The sequence below is a fragment of the Leptotrichia sp. oral taxon 417 genome (assembly GCF_013394865.1).
In the GTDB taxonomy this organism is placed as follows: Bacteria; Fusobacteriota; Fusobacteriia; order Fusobacteriales; family Leptotrichiaceae; genus Leptotrichia; species Leptotrichia wadei_A.
Map to the genome: position 1 here is coordinate 2,409,801 of NZ_JABXYV010000001.1, position 21,886 is coordinate 2,431,686.

General features: G+C 29.0%; 21 protein-coding genes. 2 read left to right on the top strand and 19 right to left on the bottom strand.

The window, feature by feature from the left end; genetic code table 11:
* Window positions 1–75 precede the first annotated feature (75 nt).
* The 4 genes from HW276_RS11080 to HW276_RS11095 all read right to left on the bottom strand — a co-directional run bounded on the left by HW276_RS11080 (window position 76) and on the right by HW276_RS11095 (window position 4,346).
* Window positions 76–474 (bottom strand): zinc transporter 7-A, encoded by a 399-nt coding sequence (locus HW276_RS11080; RefSeq protein ID WP_178938462.1) that lies wholly within the window; start codon window positions 472–474, stop codon window positions 76–78.
* 118 nt (window positions 475–592) lie between these two features.
* Window positions 593–1,723 (bottom strand): DKNYY domain-containing protein, encoded by a 1,131-nt coding sequence (locus HW276_RS11085; protein ID WP_178938463.1) that lies wholly within the window; start codon window positions 1,721–1,723, stop codon window positions 593–595.
* Window positions 1,724–1,814: 91 nt separating this feature from the next.
* Window positions 1,815–2,390, bottom strand: a complete 576-nt coding sequence (gene fic / locus HW276_RS11090) for a protein adenylyltransferase Fic (protein ID WP_178938464.1) — start codon at window positions 2,388–2,390, stop codon at window positions 1,815–1,817.
* 21 nt (window positions 2,391–2,411) lie between these two features.
* Entirely contained in the window at window positions 2,412–4,346 is a 1,935-nt protein-coding gene (locus tag HW276_RS11095; RefSeq protein ID WP_178938465.1) for an ABC-F family ATP-binding cassette domain-containing protein, read from the bottom strand.
* Between the two features lie 204 nt (window positions 4,347–4,550).
* Between HW276_RS11095 and HW276_RS11100 the strand changes: the two genes are divergently transcribed.
* Window positions 4,551–4,814, top strand: a complete 264-nt coding sequence (locus HW276_RS11100) for a SemiSWEET family transporter (RefSeq protein ID WP_007070517.1) — start codon at window positions 4,551–4,553, stop codon at window positions 4,812–4,814.
* 216 nt (window positions 4,815–5,030) lie between these two features.
* Window positions 5,031–6,245, top strand: a complete 1,215-nt coding sequence (locus HW276_RS11105) for an ATP-binding protein (protein WP_178938466.1) — start codon at window positions 5,031–5,033, stop codon at window positions 6,243–6,245.
* 179 nt (window positions 6,246–6,424) lie between these two features.
* Here HW276_RS11105 and HW276_RS11110 read toward each other — a convergent pair whose 3' ends face one another.
* The 15 genes from HW276_RS11110 to HW276_RS11180 all read right to left on the bottom strand — a co-directional run bounded on the left by HW276_RS11110 (window position 6,425) and on the right by HW276_RS11180 (window position 21,707).
* Window positions 6,425–7,390 carry a transposase gene (locus HW276_RS11110; RefSeq protein WP_178938467.1) on the bottom strand — a complete coding sequence of 322 codons (966 nt, stop codon included), beginning with the start codon at window positions 7,388–7,390 and terminating at the stop codon, window positions 6,425–6,427.
* Window positions 7,391–7,410: 20 nt separating this feature from the next.
* Window positions 7,411–8,769 (bottom strand): DUF2207 domain-containing protein, encoded by a 1,359-nt coding sequence (locus HW276_RS11115; RefSeq protein WP_178938468.1) that lies wholly within the window; start codon window positions 8,767–8,769, stop codon window positions 7,411–7,413.
* Window positions 8,770–9,117: 348 nt separating this feature from the next.
* Complete coding sequence (locus HW276_RS11120; protein ID WP_178938469.1) at window positions 9,118–9,693, bottom strand: DUF937 domain-containing protein; 576 nt, start codon at window positions 9,691–9,693, stop codon at window positions 9,118–9,120.
* A gap of 22 nt (window positions 9,694–9,715) precedes the next feature.
* On the bottom strand, window positions 9,716–10,381 hold the full coding sequence (locus HW276_RS11125; protein ID WP_178938470.1) for a lipoprotein: 666 nt from the start codon (window positions 10,379–10,381) through the stop codon (window positions 9,716–9,718).
* Between the two features lie 668 nt (window positions 10,382–11,049).
* A complete protein-coding gene (gene rpsR / locus HW276_RS11130; RefSeq protein WP_018498449.1) occupies window positions 11,050–11,289 on the bottom strand; it encodes a 30S ribosomal protein S18 in 240 nt (79 codons plus the stop codon).
* Window positions 11,290–11,346: 57 nt separating this feature from the next.
* Window positions 11,347–11,781 carry a single-stranded DNA-binding protein gene (locus tag HW276_RS11135; RefSeq protein ID WP_178938471.1) on the bottom strand — a complete coding sequence of 145 codons (435 nt, stop codon included), beginning with the start codon at window positions 11,779–11,781 and terminating at the stop codon, window positions 11,347–11,349.
* 68 nt (window positions 11,782–11,849) lie between these two features.
* Window positions 11,850–12,134, bottom strand: coding sequence for a 30S ribosomal protein S6 (gene rpsF, locus HW276_RS11140; protein ID WP_147004490.1), 285 nt, complete (start codon window positions 12,132–12,134; stop codon window positions 11,850–11,852).
* 277 nt (window positions 12,135–12,411) lie between these two features.
* Window positions 12,412–13,527 carry a cell division protein FtsZ gene (gene ftsZ, locus HW276_RS11145; protein WP_147004491.1) on the bottom strand — a complete coding sequence of 372 codons (1,116 nt, stop codon included), beginning with the start codon at window positions 13,525–13,527 and terminating at the stop codon, window positions 12,412–12,414.
* A gap of 74 nt (window positions 13,528–13,601) precedes the next feature.
* Window positions 13,602–14,270, bottom strand: coding sequence for a cell division protein FtsQ/DivIB (locus tag HW276_RS11150; RefSeq protein ID WP_178938472.1), 669 nt, complete (start codon window positions 14,268–14,270; stop codon window positions 13,602–13,604).
* Window positions 14,271–14,435: 165 nt separating this feature from the next.
* On the bottom strand, window positions 14,436–15,326 hold the full coding sequence (gene murB, locus HW276_RS11155; RefSeq protein ID WP_178938473.1) for a UDP-N-acetylmuramate dehydrogenase: 891 nt from the start codon (window positions 15,324–15,326) through the stop codon (window positions 14,436–14,438).
* 48 nt (window positions 15,327–15,374) lie between these two features.
* Complete coding sequence (gene murC, locus HW276_RS11160) at window positions 15,375–16,730, bottom strand: UDP-N-acetylmuramate--L-alanine ligase (protein ID WP_147004494.1); 1,356 nt, start codon at window positions 16,728–16,730, stop codon at window positions 15,375–15,377.
* A 55-nt stretch (window positions 16,731–16,785) separates the two neighbouring features.
* Complete coding sequence (murG, locus tag HW276_RS11165) at window positions 16,786–17,835, bottom strand: undecaprenyldiphospho-muramoylpentapeptide beta-N-acetylglucosaminyltransferase (protein ID WP_178938474.1); 1,050 nt, start codon at window positions 17,833–17,835, stop codon at window positions 16,786–16,788.
* A gap of 32 nt (window positions 17,836–17,867) precedes the next feature.
* Window positions 17,868–19,007, bottom strand: coding sequence for an FtsW/RodA/SpoVE family cell cycle protein (locus tag HW276_RS11170; protein WP_147004496.1), 1,140 nt, complete (start codon window positions 19,005–19,007; stop codon window positions 17,868–17,870).
* A gap of 36 nt (window positions 19,008–19,043) precedes the next feature.
* A complete protein-coding gene (gene murD / locus HW276_RS11175; RefSeq protein ID WP_178938475.1) occupies window positions 19,044–20,423 on the bottom strand; it encodes a UDP-N-acetylmuramoyl-L-alanine--D-glutamate ligase in 1,380 nt (459 codons plus the stop codon).
* Between the two features lie 183 nt (window positions 20,424–20,606).
* A complete protein-coding gene (locus tag HW276_RS11180; RefSeq protein ID WP_178938476.1) occupies window positions 20,607–21,707 on the bottom strand; it encodes an RNA-guided endonuclease TnpB family protein in 1,101 nt (366 codons plus the stop codon).
* Window positions 21,708–21,886: the final 179 nt, after the last annotated feature.

A 21,886-nucleotide genomic window follows, 5' to 3' on the forward strand; every position in this document is an offset into this window, starting at 1 on the left:
ATTTCTCCTATTTTTTTACTTTTTTTATAATTTGCCAAGCAATATTTATAATATTTGTAATTTCAATCTTTTATTTTAATATTTTTTCCCAAAATCTTTTATTTTTAAAAAAATAAAAACTATCACAGCACAAAAGATAAAAAATATTTCAAGATTATTAGCATTACTATTACTTTCAATACAATCCTGTCTTTTCTTAATATCAACAATATTTTCACAATTTTTTCGACTTGAACTGCTTGAATGAGAACCACGACTTCTCCAAAAAGATGACGAATTTTCTTGCTCATCATCACCAGACTTTCGAGATTTTCCATCTCCTTCTCCATCTGAATGTCCTCTCGAATGCTCTCCACTACTATGTTCTCCACCATAGTGACCACCATAATGATGACTTCCGCCACTTCCATGAGAATGGCTGTGTCCTCCACCGTGAGAATGTCCGCCACCACCTCTTCTTACTAATTTTTCCATTTGACCTCCTCTTTATCTACTATGTTTTTCTAAATAATACTTATTAAGTATATATACAAATCCTATTCTCAGAAATTATCACTTTTATTACTCATAAAATATTTTCGTTTATATTTTTCTAAAACCTATTTCTATCTTTTATCAGACAATTTTCATCATATTCATGATTTTTATCTTTTATTTTCACAATTTCTTCTCCATTTTCATCTTTTTCTTTAAAGATTCTGAATGTCTTGTAATCTGCACCTTCTAATATCCTTCCATCACAATAAATGTTTTTCTTATCTCTCGCATAAGATGTATAATCTTCTCCAACTTTAATCAAGTTAAACGACTTTCTATCTGCCTCCATTTTTATTGGCATCATATATTCCAAGTTTGGATACAAAAAATAAATATTGCTTTTATCCCTTGCATAGCCGTTCCCAATAACTTCAAATGTCTTTGCATCTGCCTTTTCAAATTTGATAAATTTATCATATCCATATAAATAATAAACATTGTTTTTATCTTTTATAAATTTGTAATCAAAAGGTTTAAACGTTTTATTGTCCATTTGGGATAATTCTTCAAATGTAAATTCGTATTTAACTAACGGATAAAGATTTAAAAAATATAATTTCCCATTATTTTCAGTAAATATTAAATTATATCTTAAATTATCTGCAATAACTTTAAAATTTTTAGGAGTAATTCCCTTTATTTCTTTTATTCCAAAATCAATTAAATATCTATTATGTGAATCTGCTATAAACGAGTTAACAAAATAAACTTTATTTTTATCCTTTACTAAATTTTTAGACACACTCTCAAAAGTTTCATAATCTACATTTAATATTTCGCTAAAAAAAACGCTATGATTATACCCATATACAACATATATTTTTTTATCATATTTTAGAAAATAAAAATTACTATTTTTTACATTACTTGAAATTAATTTAAATTTTTTTACATCGTATTCTTCTTTATCTATTTTCAATTTTCCTGAATCACTTGAAAGTTTGTAAACAGGTTCTGATGTATCATAAGCATTTTTTTCAGATTTTATCGTTCTGCTTCCTAAAAAATATATATTCTGACTATCAACAGCAATTTTATTATTCAAAATCCTAAAACTTCCTATATCTGCTCTCAAAACTTCCTTACCATCATAAAAAACTTTCCCGTCTTTCACAACATATTCTGAAAATGTTAAATTCCCAATTAAAAATAATAGCATTAATATTTTCAATAACCGCTTTTTCATTCAAACCTCCTTTTACAAATCAATATAATTTCAAACATTTACTTCATATATTTAGCACATCATATTTTCTCATATTTTCATATTCATAAGACTAATTAATCCCATTCATGAATATATCTCTACTTTCCACATCTTCCGTCAAATTCTCCTTCAAAAGCATCTTTAGTTCCAAATCATTAATCACACTTCTTTTCATTGCCGATAAATAATTATTTTTACTGATATTTTGCCAATTCGCACACATTCCAAGCCTTTTTATCAACATCTGATCCAGCCAAATCTTAGTCGTTCTTCCATTTCCCTCATAAAACGAATACATTATATTCATCTCAACATATTTTTCAATTATTTCCTCAAAAGTATTTTCAGGCATTTTAGAAACTGTCTTTAAATTATTTTCAAGATACATTGCACGACAAAACATGGTATCACCTTTCCGAATATCATGTTTTCGCACTTCTCCAGCACTTCCATAGCATTCTTGAAACAAATACCGATGTATTTCCTTCAATCCTTCAAAAGTTCCCACTTGAATATTTTTCAATATCTCATTATCAAACAATTCTCTTACCCTTCTTTTACTCAAAAATTCTTCTTCGTCTTGAGAAACTAGTCTTTTTGAGATTTTGTCACTTTCGTTTTCCCAGTTGTATTTTCTATTTGTCATTTATTTCCCCCATTCTACTTTCTATTCTTCAAATCCCTTCAACTCCTCACTCTTCAAATCCCACTCTTCCATCATTTCCATCTCGTCACTATCCAATCTATCAAATTCCTCCTGAATTTCCATCAATTTTCCAACATCATTTTTTCGCCCAGCTTCTTCATAATCTTTATTCAATTCTTCCCGTTTTTCTGAGATTTTCTCCATTTTTTCTTCCAATTTTGCAATATCTCTTTTCAATTTTGAGATTTTTTTAGAAAGTTCCTTTTGCTCCTGATATGACAATTTTTGTTCTTCTTTTGTTTCAATGTCAGTTGTAGTCGGATTCGATTTATTATTTTTCAAACTTTCCTTGTAATCTTCGTAATTTCCTTTAAATTTCGTAAGACCATTTTCATCAAGATAGTAAATTGTATTACAAACTGTGTCTAGAAAGTGTCTGTTGTGAGAAACAACAAGCATTGTTCCGTCAAAATCTTCTAATGCATCTTCCAAAACTTCAATTGAGTAAATATCCAGATGGTTTGTCGGCTCATCTAAAATTAGGAAATTCGCCCTTTGCATATACAATTTTAAGAATGAAACCCTAACTTTTTCTCCACCGCTCAATTTTTCTACTTTTTTCAAAACATCATCGCCTGAAAACAAGAAAGCTCCCGCAAGTGTTCGTAAATATTCTTCCGTCAAATTTAGAGAATTATTAATTTCCTGCAAAATATTGTTTGCTGGAGTTAAATCCATGTGATTTTGGTCGTAATAACCGACTTTCACACGAGAACCAAACTCAACTGTTCCTGAATCCTGTTTCAATTTATTTACCAAAATTTTTAGCAAAGTCGATTTCCCAATCCCATTTTTTCCAATAATTCCGACTCTTTCGCCACGGAATAGCTGAAAACTCACATTATTCAATACTTTTTTGTTGTCAAAACTTTTTGAAATTCCATTCACTTTTAAAACATTGTCCCCAGTAATTGTATCTGTTTCAAATTTCAATTTCATTCTTTGCGGATTAAAAACAGGATCGTCCATTCGCTCGATTCTGTCCAGAATTTTTTGTCGCCCTTTTGCCTGTCTAGCTTTTATTCCAGCACGGAATCTGTCAATGTATTCTTCCATTTTCTTAATTTTTTCCTGCTCTTTTTCGTAACGCTTCATTTCCCCCTTTAAAATCATTTCTTTTTGAATGATAAATGCAGAAAAATTCCCATCATATTTATGCAATTTCTTATTCTCAATTTCAAAAATTTTGTTACAAACATTATCCAAGAAAATTCTATCATGTGAAACAAGCAAAAACGCCTTCGCATACCGTTTCAAGTAATCTTCCAGCCACTCAATCGAAACCAAGTCCAAATGGTTTGTCGGCTCATCTAAAATTAGTAAATCTGGCTCAGATAATAGCAATTTTGCAAGTGAAACCCTAGTTTGCTCTCCACCGCTCAAATCTTTCAGCACCAAATTGTAATATTCCTCAGTCAGCTCCAGCCCAGTCAAAATCTGCTTTATCTTATACTCAATATCATATCCGCCCTTCGCCTCATAAAGCGACGACAACTCCGCAGACTTATTAATCAATTTTTCCAGCTCATCATTTTCAGCCGTTCCCAAAAGCAAATTAACCTTCTGAAGTTCATGCCAAATTTCCCTCTCTTCTGCAAAAACCGACATCATCTCTTCATAAATCGTATTTTTTTCATCCGAAAACTCATGATTTTGCGACAAATATCCAATTTTCATAGAAGGACTTTTCACAATATTCCCAACTTCATTCAAATTATCTTCCGCCCCATCAATTCGCTCTCTATCAAGTAACATCCGAATAATCGTCGATTTCCCAGCTCCATTCACCCCAACAAGCCCAATCTTATCCTTCTCCTCAATCGTAAAATTAATATCCTTCAATATATATTCCCCAGCAAACTGCTTATACACCCTATTAAATTGCACTAAACTCATCAAATTCCCTTCCTTTTCTCTATTTTTATCAAATTATTTTTTTATATCTTATATTTTAATTTTATTCGTTAAATTATATCATTTTTGATATTTGTTTACAATGTTTGGGAATTTCTCATTAAAGAAATTTTTCTTTTAAATTTGACAATAATATTAAACTTTGATATAATTTATATATGTACTTTTTAAAAAGGAGGTAATTTTATGAACAAAAAGAAAATTAACACTATTGTTGGTTCAATTGGAGCATTTATTGGAGTTTTTGTGTTTATAACCTATATTCCTCAAATTATCGCTAATTTAGGAGGAGAAAAAGCTCAGCCTTGGCAACCTCTTACGGCTTCGATTTCTTGTCTAATTTGGGTTATTTACGGATGGACTAAAGAACCTAAAAAAGATTTTATCCTTATTGTTCCAAATTTAGCTGGTGTAATATTAGGATTTTTAACTTTTATTACAGCTTTATAAATTTTTATTTATAAAAAATGAAATTTACTATTAAATATATTTAAAAGCAAAAAGAGGTTTTATGCCTCTTTTTTTATTTTATCAGAAATTTTTATTTATTTTTTCTAGTATATAAGCAAAAAATATGTTATTTCGAAAAGTTTTTCTAGTATAAGTTGAAAAATTTTTTAATTTAGTATATAATTTCTTGTATATATTAATATAGGTGGTGATAAAATGATAAAAAGAGAGCAATATTTAAAAGAAATTAGGAAATTTATAGATAAGCCGATAATAAAAGTTATTACTGGTATGCGTAGAAGCGGGAAATCTATGATTTTAAAATTAATATCTAAAGAACTTGAAGAAAAGGGAATTAATAAAGAGAATATTATTTTTATTAATTTTGAGTCTTTAATGTTCGCCGAATTTGCAAATTTTCAAAAATTATATAGCTATATTATTGAAAAATCAAAAAATTTAGCTGGTAAAATTTATATTTTACTCGATGAAATTCAAGAAGTTGCTTCTTGGGAAAAAGTGATAAATTCATTGCTAGTTGACTTAGATTGTGATATTTATATCACTGGTTCAAATGCTAATTTATTATCTTCGGAATTGGCTACCTACATCGCAGGAAGATATGTTGAAATAAAGGTTTTTCCTTTATCTTTTAAAGAATTTATAGATTTTTCCAAAATTCAAAATCCAGAAAAAATTTACAGCAATGAAGAATATTTTGAAAAATATTTACAATTTGGAGGTTTACCTGCCATCCACAATTTTAATCAAGATAAAACTTCTATTTATCAATATTTGACTGATATTTATAATTCTGTCTTGCTAAAAGATGTTGTTGCGAGAAATAATATAAGGGATATTGAACTTTTAGAACGAATAATTTTATACATTTTTGACAATATTGGAAATATTTTTTCTGCAAAAAAAATTTCAGATTTTTTAAAAAGTCAAGGTAGAAAGTTAAGCGTTGAAACTGTTTACAATTATTTAAAAGCACTTGAAAATGCGTATATTATTTCAAAAGTTCAAAGATATGACATAAAAGGAAAATCCATTTTAGAAACACAAGAAAAATTTTATCTTCTTGACTTAGGTTTAAAACATTCTCAATTAGGATACAAAGCAAACGACATCGCTGGTCATCTTGAAAACATCATCTATTTAGAATTATTAAGAAGAAAATACAATGTAAATATCGGAAAATTAAAAACAAAAGAAATTGATTTCATCGCACAAAAAGAAGATAAAAAATTATATATTCAAGCAACTTATCTTTTAGCCTCAGAAAACACCATTGAACGAGAATTTTCTCCATTAAAAAACATTGAAGACAACTATCCAAAATATGTTCTTTCTATGGATAATTTAAGTGAATATAATATAAATGGAATTCTGCGAAAACGAATTATTGATTTTTTATTGGATTTATGATTTTGGAATTATAGTAAAAATTTTTATTTTAAAATATTTTATTTTACTGACTTTTATAATACAATGACATCACGAATATGAAAAATTTTATCCAAAAATTTTCAAAATAATAGATAAAAATGAAAGAGAACCAATCAAATCAGTTCTCTTTTTTTACTATATCAAACAAAGCCATAGTTTTACTCTACTACTCTCAAAACTCTACAATTTCTCACAAACAAAAATGAAATATCTTTAATCAATATTTCTGATTTAGAAACAAAAATTCCACTTATTTTACTTATTTCTTTTAAAATCAATTTATCATCTTCAAGTTTTTCAATGATTCCGTATTTTTCATAATATGACTGTTCATATTCAAAATCTATCAATATCTTATTTTCATAACATCTTTTCAAAATTTCTTTTATCTCCATATTTGAAATATCAGAAAAAATATCATTTGGAGAAACGCTTTCTGTTTCTATTTTATAAACTTTTTCTGTAATTTCCCAAATATCAGTTGTTCTCACTATTACAAAATTTGAATCTTCCCAAAACAAATTATTTTCATAAATCAATGAATAATCTTCATCTTGAAAAAAAATATCTCCTTGAATATCATCTTCAGCTACTATAATTTTATTTTTCTTAACTTTTTCACCTTTAATAATTATGTCTTTAATAATATTTTCTCCTATCTCAATTCTCTTCGCTTCACTTTTTCTAATAACTTCTTCAGGATTTCCTTCCTCATCACACCACTGAAAATGTAAAAATTCTTTTGTTTCTTTCAATAAATATCCTTCTTTTTGGTAATCATCTTCAAAAAATATTTTCAATTTTATTTTATTTTTTTTAAGATATTTAAATAATTCTTTAAAAAATTTATTTTTTTCAAGTTCAACAATTCTTCTATTTTCAGAATTTCTTTCTTTTATTTTTTCTTTCATTGATGCTAAATATTCTGTATTTTTTGCAATTCTTTTTAAATCATCTATTTTTATAAATCGAAATCCACCATTTTTTCCATATTTACTAATTGAAGTAAAAATAGCAAATTGTCCATTAATCCCAACAAAATTTCCAACAGCAAATCGTCCTTTAGATAAACGATAATATTCAAGCAACTCATCTTTTCCAATTTTTTCTAAAATTTTTTTCATAAAATTTCCTCCTTAAAAAATCATCTTCTCATAATATTAACTTTCAATTCCCCCAACAATTTTTTATCACAAAAAACAGTCGAAATCCAAAGTTTTTCATAAATAACTTCTTTTCTCCCAGCAAAATTATTTTTCTCCAAGGTAACATCCAAAAAATTCAAAAATCTTTTTTCAATTCCCAAAGCAAAAGCATAAATATACATTTGCTGAAAATTTTCGATTAATTCATCTTCACTTGAAAAAGTGGGAACTTCCAATTTTTCAAAATTTAAAATGTATTTTCTGAATGATTCAATTTCATTCATAGCCAAAAGTCCGTTTTCAGTATACCGCACGATTAATTTCTTGTAAATAAAAAATAGAATTACAAATGTCAGTGGAATTAAAATATAAAATCTTAGTCCAAATATGAACGCAATATTTGGTAACATAAAACTATACAACGAAAATAAAAATGCCAATGCAATAAAAATTTTTAGTATTTTTGGGATATACTTAGAAAATATCGGTAAAAATAATATTCTTAGCCAAAGACTTTCCAAGAAAAAAACAATTATTGCAGCTAAAACTATAAGTCCAAAATTCCCTTCCCCACTTCCAAATTTTACATCTTTACTTGTCATTATAATTGAAGCTAAAATAACTCCAAAATAAAAAATATAAAATCCTGAATTTTTCTTGTAAATTATAAATTCTTCCAATTTTTCAGGCGACCAAAATGAACCTAAAAACTTTTTCTTCGTCCTTTTATAAATCTCAAACATTTTTTCAAAAAAAGGATCTAAAGATTTTTGATTATATGAACTACTCGAATAATTGCCGCTTGAACTACTCGATGAAGAACCCTTTAAAATTACATTTATCAAAAAAGCTACTAAAAAAGTTATTAACACTTGCAAAACTTCTCTAAAAATCTCTTTTCTTCTATCAATATTTTTTTCATCCATTTTCGGCAATTTCTCTCTATTCCCAGAACTTTGATAATCACTCAAAATCCCCTTTTCAGAATCCGCCAAGCTATCTAAAACCCATCGCTCTTCTGCAAAAAGCTCATCTTGTCTGTAATAATTACTTTTAGATTTTTCCAAATTTTTCTTATACAAAATATCCGATTGAAAATCCATATTTTCAAAAAGTTTTTCTCTTTTCGCAGTTATAAAATTTTTCTCAACCAAAGAAAATATCCCAATATGAAAATTTTTCTCCGTCCTAGAATTATTCAAAATTCCAACTCCCATTGCAGAAATGCTTTTCGGAACTTTCAACTTTGGTAGCACATCTTTTTTGAAAAAATTTTTACCCCAAAATTTTACTGTCCAAAAGTAGTAAATCAGTAAAACTGTAATCGCAATTATATAAATAATTATTATTTCTCTCATAAAATCCTCCACTGACAACTATAAAAAATTAACAAATAATATTTATTATATCATATTTTATTCTAAATCCTATTTGAAAAATAGAAACTATATTTTATTTATTTTTTTGTAACGAGAAGTTAAGACCTCTTGTTAAAATAAATATTCGCTTTTTAAACGGGGAATAGTATTAAACAGGAAATGTATTAATTGCTGTATTTAAAACATTTAATCTTTTGAAAATAAATTTATTCAATAAATAAAAAGAACTACTCAAGATTTCAAGTAATTCCTTTTATTTACTAAATTATATTTTATAGCAAGAATTTTTACAACTTGCTAAAACTAATTATTTTTAAATTTTTATTTTTATTTTCCACCAAAAAATTTACCAATCATTCCAGTCAAATCATCCATTACATTTCCATCTTTATTCGCATCCAATAAATTTGTAATCATACTCATAATTCCGCCTTCTCCGCCAAAATTTGCAGCAAGATTTGAAGTTAAATTACTAATTCCTTGTGCGTCTAAATTATTTTCTTTTTTCTGTTGTCCCAACGCTCCCAAAACTAATGGTGCTAAAGTTTCTAACATCTTCAAACTTCCTTGTGCATCTAAACCGCTCGACTGAGAAACTGCGTTTGCCACATTTTGCGTATTTCCACCAAATAAATGGCTCAAAATTCCTGCTCCGTCTTTTAAATCTGGATTTTGCAAATAACTTCCAAGATTATTTAATACTGAGCCATCGTGCTGTTCCAACGCTTTATTCAATCCTTGTGCTTTTTCGCTATTATTTGCGTTTTTATTAACTGCCGCCAAAATTGCTGGTAGAGCCGCTGCTACTCCATTTCTCGCTTCTGTGCTGCTTCCTCCAACTTGCTCGGCTAATTTTCCTAAATCTTGTCCTTGTAAAAGTCCTAATAATGCTTCTAAATTCATTTTGCCTCCATTTTTTCTTAAATTAATTACTTTCTCCTAATTTTGTTAATGCTTTTTCGCTAATCTTTTTCTTGTCAATAAAATTTAATTTTGGAATACTTGTTACTGCCTTCTCATCTTCTGATTCCCTAGCAAAAAATATAAGTTCTCCTGTTGCAGGATCTATTCTTATTCCATAAATTATGCCATTTGTATAGGTTAAAAGGCTTGACAATTCCTTTTCTCCCAAATTTGACAAAATTTTTGTATAAATTGCTCTAGCTTCTGAATCCTTAATATTTTCATCAGACACTTGTATCAAATTTACAACCATATTTTCAATAATTCCCAAATTTGCCCCATTTACATTATTAACCTTTAAAAATATGCTAGTTGCACTTAGTCCACTATAATCAAGGGCATAAACGGCATTTCCTCTTGAATGTATTTTAGCATAATAATAATTTTTATTTTCATAAGTTAATTTTTCAAAATTTTCAATACTTACTTTATTACTTTTAGATTTTTTTGAAAATATTTCTATTATTTTTTCTATTGAATTATTTGAAAAAATGTTTTCCTTTGCAGTTTTACTTTGTATATTCTCAGGATTATCTCTTTTTTCTTTCGCTTCACTCCCTTTTTTATCACATCCTGCCATAAAAATAAATAAAAAAAGTAAAATTATATTCATTTTTTTATTCAGCATTTTTATTACCACCTATTTTTTTTTATACAGCAAAACCACTTTAAAACTAAACTTAAATATTGTATTCCCATTACTTTTTTAACTATTACTATTAGAAAAAATAGTTACTTGCAGCAAGTTAATCCTATTCTCTTTAAAGTAATACTTAAATTCCATAAAAATAAAAGTTATATTTTATATTACTTCATTAACAAGAAGTCAAACTTATAACTAATCCGCTGTTTAAATGGAAAATAGTATAAATTCACTGCTTAAATGAGAAACAATATTAATTTTCAGTTCAATATTAAAGGGATTATGTATATTTGATACATTATACAATATTAATCTTAATTTTTCCACATTTTTTCATAAAAAAAGACTATTTATAAACAAGCCAAACTTATTTTAAATAGTCTTGGATTTTTAACTAAATTACGGCTAAAATTATAAATATATAACCGTAATTTTCAAGTGAACTACTCCCGCTTTTAGAAGCGGGAGCTTCTTGGGAATTATCTGCTTTTGCTAGCCAAATATATTTACCAAGCTCTTCGGACAGTTCCTGCCCTAACTATGAATAGTATACCATATAAGATCTGTTATTTCAAGCTATATTCTGCAATTCATCTCCCACTTATAGAAGAAGGAGACTTCTTGCTAAATATTGTTAAAAGAAAAATTTATTATTATTTTTCAATTCTTGTATAAGGCATTAAAGCGATTTGTCTAGCTCTTTTAATTGCTTTTGCAATTTTTCTTTGAACTTTAGCTTCTAATCCTGTTACTCTCGCAGGAGAGATTTTTCCCTTATCATTCATAAAGTTTTTTAATAATTCAACATTTTTATAGTTAATATCTTCTACTTTAAATTTAACTTTTGGTCTTCTTTTTCTTCTTTTAAATTCTGTAACTGGTTTAGCTCTCATTAATTTGCACCTCCTAAAAACTTTTATAGCAATTTTTTTATAAAACTTGCCTAGTTACTAAAACGGAAAATCTTCATTATCATCCGTATCGTCATCATTTTCATATGTATTATTATGAACTTGTTTACTTCCGCTATTTCCGCCATTTCCATTATAAGGCTGATTTTGCTGATACCCGCCATTATTATTGCTAGTTCCTGAACTTTCAACAAACTCAAAACTACTTACAACAACTTTTGTAGATTTTCTTTTTTCGCCGTTTTGTTCGTAACTGCTTACATTCAAACGTCCTTGCACAAGAATTTTTCTACCTTTTCTAAAATATTCAGCAATGGTTTCTGCTGTCTTTTCCCAGGCAATACAGTCAATAAACTCAGCATCATCTTTCATTTTTTGCACAGCCAGCGTAAAACTAGTATATGCTTTACCTCCTGAAGTATACTTTAATTCAGGATCTCTTGTCATTCTTCCCATTAATATTACTACGTTCATAATTTCCCCCTAATTATAATATTTTTTTAACCTCAAATTTTTGTATTTATCAATTATAATACTTTAAATTAGTCGTTTTTAACAATCATATATTTTAAAATTGATTCATTAATATTTAATTTTGATTCAATTTCAGTAAATTTAGTTCCATCTGCTTGGAATGTTGTTAAAACATAGTATCCATTTTCTTTTTTCTTAATTGGATAAGCTAATTTTCTATCTCCCCAAACTTCTGTCTTAACTTCAGCTGCTCCTGCAACTTTTAATGTTTCTTCTACAAATGCAACTCCAGCTTGTTTTTCTTCATCTGTTAATTGTGTAGATAAAATAAACATAATTTCATAATTTCTCATTTTCTTTCTCCTTTCCTATGGCTTTTTAGCCCTACTTCTAAAATAGAGCAGGTTCTATAATTATACCAAAAAAGCCTAATAAAATCAAGTTATTTTCAAAATTTATTTAAATTCTTTTGATATTATATCAAAATATATTCTTAAAAAACAAAAATTTCAAGAAATTCTTTCTTTTAAGTTTATTATTAAGATCGACTTATGTATTAAAGTAATTCTACTTTACAAAGTCATCAAAATTTTGTATTTTACTTTGACAATATTAGACTTTTAAATTTAATTACTCTTCAAAAAATGGCGGCAATACAAAATCTCCTGGATCTTCCACTTTTTCTTCCTCTTCTTCATAATCATTTTCTTCATTTTTATAATTAATTTTTTCGTTATTTTCTTCTTCTTTAACTTTTTCTTCCGATGGCGCAAATCTTATTGTTTGTGAAGATTTTGCATTATTTGAAAAAGATTCTTCTTCAAAATCTGTCGCCACTAATGATACGCTTATTGTACCTTCCAATTCGGGTTCCATAATGTAACCCCATAATAAATTAGCTTTGTCATGCCCTGCTTTTTCTGAGATTGTTTGAGCAACTTCCTGTATTTCCTGTAATCCAATATCTGGACCAGCTGTAACGTTTATCAAGATTTTTCTTGCACCTTCGATAGATTTTTCCAATAGCGGGCTGTTTAATGCCTGAGCTGTTGCACTCTTGGCTTTTTCATCGCCATTTGCTTCCCCAAATCCTAGCATTGCAATTCCAGAATTTTGCATAATAGATTTTATATCTGCAAAATCTAAATTTACAATTCCTTGTTTTGTAATCAAGTCAGAAATACCTTTTATTCCCATTTTTAAAACACCATTTGCCTCTTTAAATGCATTCATTAAAGAGATATTCATTCCAGGTATTTCAAACAGCCTGTCATTTGGAATAGCAATTAAAGTATCTACATTCTCTCTTAAATTGTCAATTCCAAGTGCAGCGTTATTTTTCTTTAACGGCCCTTCAAAACTAAAAGGCTTAGTTACAATAGCTACAGTTAAAATTCCCATTGCTTTTGCCACTTCGGCAATAATTGGAGAAGCTCCTGTTCCAGTTCCACCACCCATTCCGGCAGTTATGAATAACATATCTGTACCTTCCAGAACGTCTTTTATTTTTTCTTCTGATTCCTTTGCAGCAATTCTCCCTTTCTCAGGATCTGCACCGGCTCCCATTCCTTTTCCTAAAAGTACTTTTATAGATGCCTTTGATCTATCTAAATCTTGCTGATCTGTATTTATCGCTATAAAATCAACAGTTGTTATGTTGCTCTCTATCATATCGTTTATTGCATTTCCACCTGCTCCACCTACTCCCACTACCTTCAGTTTCGCTGCATTGCTAAAGTTATCCATTTTTTCCTTGCTACTCAAATTAACTTAATAACTTTTAAAGTAGCTTCTCCTTTCTCTTAATTTCACGTAAAATATCATTTTACAATAATTTTATCTATAAATCTCAAATCCATAGAAATTACTGGTCCTTTTTTTCTTATTTTTTCGTATAATTTATATGCTTCTTCATATTTTTTTTCTGTTACTGTTGTTTCTGTTATTATTCTTACATTATTTGTAAGAAGTATTTCGTAATTTTTTTCAGATTGCCTTATTTCTGAAATCATAGCATAAAAGTCTTTGTTTTTTATTCTCGAAAGTATAGTCTTCATTGCATTTAGACTTTCATCATCTGTGTAATCTATTATAGGAATATTTTTTGCAGGTTCTTCCAGAATATCACCGTATATATTTAAATCCTTGTCTGCTAAAAGTGTTTCATTTCCCTTTTTTATATAAACATATGGCTCTCTTTCCTCCAGAACAACTTTAATTTTACTTGGAAAAAGTTTTTTTACTGATACTTTTTTTACCCGCACATCACTTTTTATATGATTTTCGATATCATTCGTATTTAAATATACGATATTTTTCCCCTTCATTTGTTCAAGCTGAGCTGTTATATCCTGTCTAAGCAGATCAAACTTACCTTCCACCAGAACTTCCTGAACTTTAAAATAATCAGTCTCAATAAACATTTTACCCAAAAACATTATCCCTGCCAATAAAAACAGTAAAATCAATACTTTAACCGGTTTTTTCATTTTTAACTCCGTTTTTTATATTATTATACACTTTTTTTGAATTTTATTCAATATCTTAAATAAATTTATTTAAATTTATTAATGAAACCGCTCCAAAACAGAACTAAAAGACTATAATTCTTTATTTTAAAACCCATATTTTAAAATTTTTAATTTAAATTTTTATTAACTTTTTAGAATTATAATCTCTGTTTCTAATTTTATTCCAAACTTTTCAAAGACAACTTCCTTAACATGTTCAATAACTGAAATAACATCATTAAAAGTGGCATTACCTAAATTTGTAACAAAATTTGGATGCTTTGTGGAAACTGCTGCATCTCCAACTCTATATCCCTTCAAATCGGCATCAGAAATTAATCTTGCCGCAAATTTTCCTTCTGGATTTTTAAATGTACTTCCTAAATTTGGCAAATCCAATGGATGTTTCACTTTTCTTTGTTCCCTTTTATCCTCTGAAGCAGCCTTGTCAAACCCAAATCCAAATTTAAAAAGAGCAGAAACTACAATCCACTTATTTTCCTTTATTTCAGTAGTTCTATATTTAAAATTCAAATCTGTTGTCTTAATTTTTACAATTTCTCCATCATTTTTACAAACTTCAACTTCCTCAATACAGTCAAAAATCTCTGTTCCATAAGCTCCACCGTTCATATTGACAAGCCCACCAACAGATCCTGGGATTCCAGTAATATTTTCCAGTCCTGAATAATTATTTTTTTCCATAAATTCTATCAGATCATCCAAGTCCAGTCCAGCTTCTACCCTTACAAGATCGTAGTTATTCTCTTTATTTTCATCTCCAGCTTTTTCTTCATTTCTAACTTTTTTTTCAACTGTTATATTTTTCAGTCTTTTTAACGACAAAAAACTTATATCTAAATTTCCATCGTTAATAAGAGTATTTGTTCCATTTCCCAAAAGGAAAATATTGCTTCTAGTTTGTAAAATTTCCTTTAATTCATTTTTATCATCTATGAAAATAAGCTCTCTTGCAGTTCCGCCAACTTTCATATTTGAATATTCCTTCATTTTGGCATTTTTTATTATTTCCATTTTCTATTTTACTTCTCCTTTTTTGGATTTCTACTTTATTAATTATAATTATTTTTCCATCTTTTTCAAATCATCCGCAATTGCATGAGCTACTCCTGATACACTTCCAGCTCCCATAAATACATAAGTATTTCCACTATTTCTATCATTTTTTATAATATTTTCAATTTCCTCCTGAGTTTGCACCCTCACATTTCCTCCGATTTTTTCAGCAAGCAATTCTGAAGATACCCCATAAGTATTGTCTTCACTTGCTGCATATATTGGAAGCAGAATTAAGTCATCGGCTTCCTTTAATGAAGTTACAAAGTCATCAAAAAAGAATTTTGTACGGCTATATCGATGCGGCTGAAAAATTACAGTTACTTTTCCCTTTTCAGTCTTATGTGCCGCAGTTATTGTAACTTTTACTTCTGTTGGATGATGTGCATAATCATCAATTATTCTTAAATTATTATCATAAATAACTTGGTATCTTCTCTTTGCCCCTTTAAATTTTAAAATTCTTTCCTTTACTTTTTTCATATTACAATTAAATTCATGGGCAAAATAAATTACTGGAAGCGAATTTGCAACATTGTGCTCTCCAGGAATGCTCAAGCTGAATGTTCCCAAATCTTCACCTTTTTTCACAACTTCAAAACTTGTTATTCCATTTTCCACTCTTATATTTTTTGCATAAATATCAGCAGTTTCATCCTTTATGCTATACCATGCTATATTTTTATTCTTCAAATTAAGCCCAACTTTTCCGACAGTATCTTTACAAAGAACTGCAATTCTTTCTGTACTATCGATAAATTGTTCAAATGATTTCTTTATATTTTCAAATGTTCCGTGATGATCCAAGTGATCGGCTTCTACATTTGTTACAACAGAATATTTTGGTTTTATATACAAAAATGAATTGTCACTTTCATCAGCTTCAGCAATAAAATATTCTGAATTTCCAATTTTACTGTTACTTTGAATTTCAGGAATTATTCCTCCAACTACGATAAATGGCTCTTTTTCCAAAAGTGCCACGCTCATCATTGAACTTGTAGTAGTTTTTCCGTGAGTTCCCGCTACAGCGATTCCATCAAATCTGTTCATTATTTCCGCAAGCAGCTGTCCTCTTTTTATTTTTTTTATATTATTGTCAACAATATATTTATATTCTGGATTTGTTTCTTTAATTGCTGTTGAATATACAAATAAGTCTATTCCCTTATCTTTTACATTTTCTTCAACTTGCCCGATGTAAACCTTTATTCCCATATCTTCCATATCTTTTGTCACAGCTTTTCTTTCTAAATCTGAACCTGCCACATTAAATCCATCTGCTGCTAAAATTTTTGCAAGTCCACTCATTCCAATTCCATTTATTCCGCTAAAATACACGTTATTTACTTTTGTTAGCATAATTTCCTCCAAATTTTCTCTTTCCTGTTTTATAATTTATTTCTATGTTCTCTGTTTAAAGTCCCATTTCATTTACTATTATTTCCGCTGAATTTCCCTTTTTCAAGGTTCTTACATTTTCACTCATAAATTCCAGCATTGAAGCCTGTCCCACTATTGACAGAGCCTCATCTATCGCCTCTTCTGCAGTTTCATTTGTAAATATTTTTGCACCATTTACATATTCCAGCACATCTGCATTTTCCTTTTGTCCGACAAAATCGTATGGAATCAATACCGATGGCTTTTCCAGCTGGATAAGCTCAGAAATAGTTGAAGCTCCAGCACGGCAGATTACAATATCAGAAGCTGCCATCAGTTCTGGCACATTTTCAAAATACGGCTCAACTACCGCTGTTCCAAAATCTCTTATTCTGTAAGTCGAAGCCTCATAATTATCCTTCCCAGTTGCCCAAAATAATCTTATTTCCCCATCTGATGAAAGTGTTTTCCACTTTTTCAAGATAGCTTCATTTATATTTTTAGCTCCCAAACTTCCACCAATTACAAGAATTACTTTCTCATCATCCTTTATATTCAGTTTTTTTCTTTCTTCAACTTTATTTTTCCCATAAAATTCTTCCCTCAATGGATTTCCAGTCACAACAAATTTGCCTTTATATTTTTCCTTAACACTTTCAAGCGTATTTTCAAAAGCGACAAATACTTTTTTTGCTCCTTTGTAAAACCACTTATTTGCTTGACCCATTGTGTGATTCTGCTCCTGAAGGTAATATGGTATTCGCAGCACATTAGCCGCTACCAATACTGGTATTGTTATATAATTTCCAAATGCTATTATTTTTGTAGGTTTTTCCTTCTTTAGCAGCTTTATTGTATCCATCGTTGCTTTCATCATTTTAAATACAGATTTTATACTTCTTAACGGCAATACATCAAGTCCTACAAATCTAAAATTTTCCTTTGGCACAATGTCCTTTTCCATTCTATGCTTCGTCCCAATAAATAAAGTATCTATTCCCTTTTCCCTTACTTTTTTTGCAATTGATAAGGCAGGATAAATGTGTCCACCTGTTCCACCTGTAGTAAATACTACTTTTTCCATCGCTTATTCTTCCTCTCGTTTTATTTGATTTATTACATCATATAGTCAATTTCATTTAACTCATCCAGCTGATTTCCCATTTCCTGCTTATAGACTGTTCTTATTATATTATAGACAATGCCCAGCATCAACATCATCGCAACCATTGTACTTCCACCATAGCTCATCATTGGAAGCGGGATTCCTGTAGAAGGGATTATTTTACTTGTAACTGCCACATTTCCAATTACCTGTGTTGCAATTATTATAAAAATTCCAGCTAAAAGATATTTTGCATACAAGTCTTTTACTTTTTTTAAAGTAATTCCAATTATAATTAATAAAGCTGCATATAACCCAAGCAGAAATAATATTCCTAAAAATCCATTTTCTTCAGCATATCCCGAAAAGATATAATCTGTATGTATTTCTGGCAAAAATCCATATTTCTGGAATCCATTTCCATAAAATTTTCCAAAAATCTTACCGTTAGATATTGCAATTAACGACTGCGTTGTCTGGAATCCAATTTCTTTAGAAGTATGCTCCGCAATTCTGCTTGCCCTATACCCAACTTTCATTACTCCAAACCATCCTAAAATCCCGCCTAGTCCCGTATAAAGTGCAATTATTGAAAATTTTAATTCTGAAACAAGTAAATAAGTCATTCCAATTATTGCAATCTGAACTGTATTACTAAATGATTTTTCAAATAAAATAAGAAACATATAGACTCCTGTAGTTCCCATTATAACTATACTTGACAACCATGGATGCTTACTTATCTTATTCCGTATTTTAAGATTATACACAAGTGTTGAAAGAACTACAATCAATATCAGCTTTACAAATTCCGAAGGCTGAATACGCATTCCCATTCCAAGGTCAATCCAACGTTTAGCTCCATTTTTAGTTGTTCCTATCACTAAGACCATCACAAGTGAAAAAGCACCTATAACATATAAATATTTTGTTATTTCCCTGTATTTTTTATAATTAAGATTAGCAGTAACCAAAAAGCCTAGCCATCCAAAAATTAACCATATCATTTGCCGCATTAAATAATAATAGCTTACTTTATTTTCATTTTGTGCCCTTGGAGCACTAAGGCTTGCCATCGTTATGATGCTAAGTGCTGAAAGTATTAAAATTACTATTATAAATCCTGTCCCTAATATTTTTTTCCTATTCAATTTTTTCTCCTAAATTCCATTTTTCCAAAAGAAAAACTATTTCCCAATAATTTTTTCTGTCAGTTCCTTAAATACTTTTCCCCTATGTTCAAAACTCTTGAATTGGCAAAAACTAGAAGTCGCAGGTGAAAACAGCACTGTCTGATCCTTTGAAAAATCCACATTTTCCTTTAAATAATTCAGCACATTTTCAACTGTCTCTAAATTTTTATAATTCTTATATCCAACTTTTTCCATATCATCAATCAAAATCTGAGCATTATCTCCAATCAAATAAACAAAATCAACTTTTTCCTTAACTCTTTTAATTAAAGGCATATTATCAATTTTCTTATCATCTCCACCTAAAATCATAATAATTGCATTATTAAACGAATCAATAGCCTTCAATGTCGATTCCACATTTGTTCCTTTAGAATCATTAATAAACGTTGTATTTCCTTTTACAAAGAAGTTTTCAAGCCTATGCTCCAATGCAGTTGTCGATTTCAAAAATTCAACTAATTTTTCATTTTCCACATTCAATATTTTTGCCGAACTTATTAAAAACAGCATATTTTCCAAATTATGTTTCCCTTTTAACGACAATTCATCCGTTTTCATCAAAATTTCTGAAACTTCATCAATTTTTTCTTCAAAATTTTGAATTTCATCAATACGGCTATTTAAATCCTTCATTACACGAATATTATTTTCATAAACAAAAACTGTTCCCTTTGCCTGTGTACTCAAATATACTTTTTGAGCCTTTAATCTTTCATTTATTTCACTTCTTTTATACAATTCATCAAAAACCTTATCATCTAAATTAATCAATGCAAAGTCATCTTCAGTCTGCTTATCAAAAATTGCAAACTTTGTAATATAATAATCTTCTACTGAATTATATCTTGTCAGATGATCTGGTGTCAAATTAATTATTCCAGCGATATTTGAATGAATTTGCGGATTATTCTCCAATTGATAACTGCTAAGTTCCAGCACAACATAATCCAGTTCTTCCTCATCAGCCACCAGCTTTGCAAATGAAAATCCGGCATTTCCAGCAAGTCTGGCACGAAATCCAGCAAAATTTAAAAGTTCTGCCATTTTTGTCGATGTCGTAGTTTTTCCATTTGTTCCAGTAAATGAAATAATTTTTATATTTTTATCCACATACTTATAAGCCAAATCTATTTCTGAAATAACTTTAACGTTCTTTTCCTTTGCAACCTTCAAAAGTTCTGCCTTCCAAGGAATTCCAGGACTTTTCACAACAAACTCAATTCCTCCTTCATTCAAAAGTCTAATCCCTTCCTCTGACGGCAATGCAACCTTATCATCTATCAAATACACTTCATATCCATTTTTTTCCAGTAATTCCTTCGCACCAAGCCCACTTAACCCAGCACCGAATACAATCCCTTTTTTATCCATGTGATTTCTTCCTCTCTATTCATTTCTATATTTCAAAATTTAAAATCCCTAAATATTCAACTTAAATAAATACGTGAACTACTCCCGCTTTTAGAAGCGGGAGCTTCTTGGGAAGTACCTGCTTTTGCTAGCCAAATATATTTACCAAGCTCTTCGGACAGTCCCTGCCCTGTTTTTTATTTCCTAATATTTCAACATTTCTTTTCCAACATCTCTTATATTCAGTGCCGCATTGTAATCTCTATCAATCTCAATTCCACAGCACTCACATTTATAACTTCTTTCTGATAATTTCAGCTCCTCTTTAATATTTCCACATTTACTGCAAGTTTTCGACGATGGAAACCACTTATCTATCTTCAAAAATTGTTTCCCTAAAAACATCAGTTTATACTCAAGCATCCTCAAAAACATTCCCCATCCATTATCTCCTACACTTTTCCCAAAATTTAATGCCTGGCTCATCCCCTTCATATTCAAATCCTCAACAACCACAGCATTATACTCTTTAGATAATTTTTTCGATAATTTATGCAAAAAATCTCTTCGACAATTTTTGATATATTCATGCAATTTTGATATTTTCATTTTTTGCTTATACCAATTTTTAGAAAACTTCACTTTTCTCGATAATGATTTCTGTAATTTTTTCAATTTTTTTTCCAACATCCTAAAATATCTTGGATAATCAGCCCTTTGGTTTTCAGAACTGACAAATAACTCAGACATTGAAAAATCAAGCCCAATTACTTTATCATTATTACTAGCTACTTTTTGAATTTCTTTTTCAAATTCCGTCAAAATAGAAACATAATAATTTCCATTACTATTTATCAATGTTACTGACTTTATCTTGTAATCCTTTGATATTTCTCTATGATATTTCAATTTTACTTTTTTCAATTTTGGCAAAATCAAATATTTGTTTTCCTCAATTCGTATCGAATTGTTCACACAATTTGTCGTGTAACTTTTAACATTATTCTTTTTAGATTTGAATCTTGGAAACTTTGCTCTCTTTTGAAAGAAATTCGTAAACGATCGTTTTACATTCAATTGAGCGTTTGAAAGTGCCAAACTGTCCACTTCTTTCAAAAATTGATTTTCACTTTTTAAACTGGCAGGTGTAATTATTTTATTTTTTCCAGTTTCTTCATAAATTTTATTCGCAGTATACAAAATCGTATTGTAAACAAAACGAACACATCCAAAAGTCTTATTTATCAATAATTCTTGTTCCTTATTTGGATAAATTCTGTATTTGAATGCCAAATTATATTTCATAAAATTACACCTCCTTTTGATTTTGAATATTATTTTTAATTATTTCTTTAGAGATTTTATCATTAATGATTTCTCTTCGATATTTTATACAAAAATTGTATCATAAGAGTATCCTTTTTTCAATTTTTTTTACAAAAAAAGCAATTCATCTCCCACTTGTAGAAGTCGGAGACTTCTTG

Excerpts from the sequence above, each read along its gene's own strand:
- murD (WP_178938475.1), bottom strand. The coding sequence starts at position 20,423 with ATGGATAAAAAAGGGATTGTATTCGGTGCTGGGTTAAGTGGGCTTGGT.
- HW276_RS11095 (WP_178938465.1), bottom strand. The coding sequence starts at position 4,346 with ATGAGTTTAGTGCAATTTAATAGGGTGTATAAGCAGTTTGCTGGGGAA.
- HW276_RS11110 (WP_178938467.1), bottom strand. The coding sequence starts at position 7,390 with ATGAAAAAAATTTTAGAAAAAATTGGAAAAGATGAGTTGCTTGAATAT.
- HW276_RS11080 (WP_178938462.1), bottom strand. The coding sequence starts at position 474 with ATGGAAAAATTAGTAAGAAGAGGTGGTGGCGGACATTCTCACGGTGGA.
- fic (WP_178938464.1), bottom strand. The coding sequence starts at position 2,390 with ATGACAAATAGAAAATACAACTGGGAAAACGAAAGTGACAAAATCTCA.
- HW276_RS11120 (WP_178938469.1), bottom strand. The coding sequence starts at position 9,693 with ATGAATTTAGAAGCATTATTAGGACTTTTACAAGGACAAGATTTAGGA.
- HW276_RS11180 (WP_178938476.1), bottom strand. The coding sequence starts at position 21,707 with ATGAAATATAATTTGGCATTCAAATACAGAATTTATCCAAATAAGGAA.
- HW276_RS11085 (WP_178938463.1), bottom strand. The coding sequence starts at position 1,723 with ATGAAAAAGCGGTTATTGAAAATATTAATGCTATTATTTTTAATTGGG.
- rpsF (WP_147004490.1), bottom strand. The coding sequence starts at position 12,134 with ATGAGAAATTATGAAATTATGTTTATTTTATCTACACAATTAACAGAT.
- HW276_RS11100 (WP_007070517.1), top strand. The coding sequence starts at position 4,551 with ATGAACAAAAAGAAAATTAACACTATTGTTGGTTCAATTGGAGCATTT.
- murC (WP_147004494.1), bottom strand. The coding sequence starts at position 16,730 with ATGCTAACAAAAGTAAATAACGTGTATTTTAGCGGAATAAATGGAATT.
- murB (WP_178938473.1), bottom strand. The coding sequence starts at position 15,326 with ATGGAAATAATAAAAAATGCCAAAATGAAGGAATATTCAAATATGAAA.
- HW276_RS11135 (WP_178938471.1), bottom strand. The coding sequence starts at position 11,781 with ATGAACGTAGTAATATTAATGGGAAGAATGACAAGAGATCCTGAATTA.
- HW276_RS11150 (WP_178938472.1), bottom strand. The coding sequence starts at position 14,270 with ATGAAAAAACCGGTTAAAGTATTGATTTTACTGTTTTTATTGGCAGGG.
- rpsR (WP_018498449.1), bottom strand. The coding sequence starts at position 11,289 with ATGAGAGCTAAACCAGTTACAGAATTTAAAAGAAGAAAAAGAAGACCA.
- HW276_RS11115 (WP_178938468.1), bottom strand. The coding sequence starts at position 8,769 with ATGAGAGAAATAATAATTATTTATATAATTGCGATTACAGTTTTACTG.
- ftsZ (WP_147004491.1), bottom strand. The coding sequence starts at position 13,527 with ATGGATAACTTTAGCAATGCAGCGAAACTGAAGGTAGTGGGAGTAGGT.
- HW276_RS11105 (WP_178938466.1), top strand. The coding sequence starts at position 5,031 with ATGATAAAAAGAGAGCAATATTTAAAAGAAATTAGGAAATTTATAGAT.
- murG (WP_178938474.1), bottom strand. The coding sequence starts at position 17,835 with ATGGAAAAAGTAGTATTTACTACAGGTGGAACAGGTGGACACATTTAT.
- HW276_RS11125 (WP_178938470.1), bottom strand. The coding sequence starts at position 10,381 with ATGCTGAATAAAAAAATGAATATAATTTTACTTTTTTTATTTATTTTT.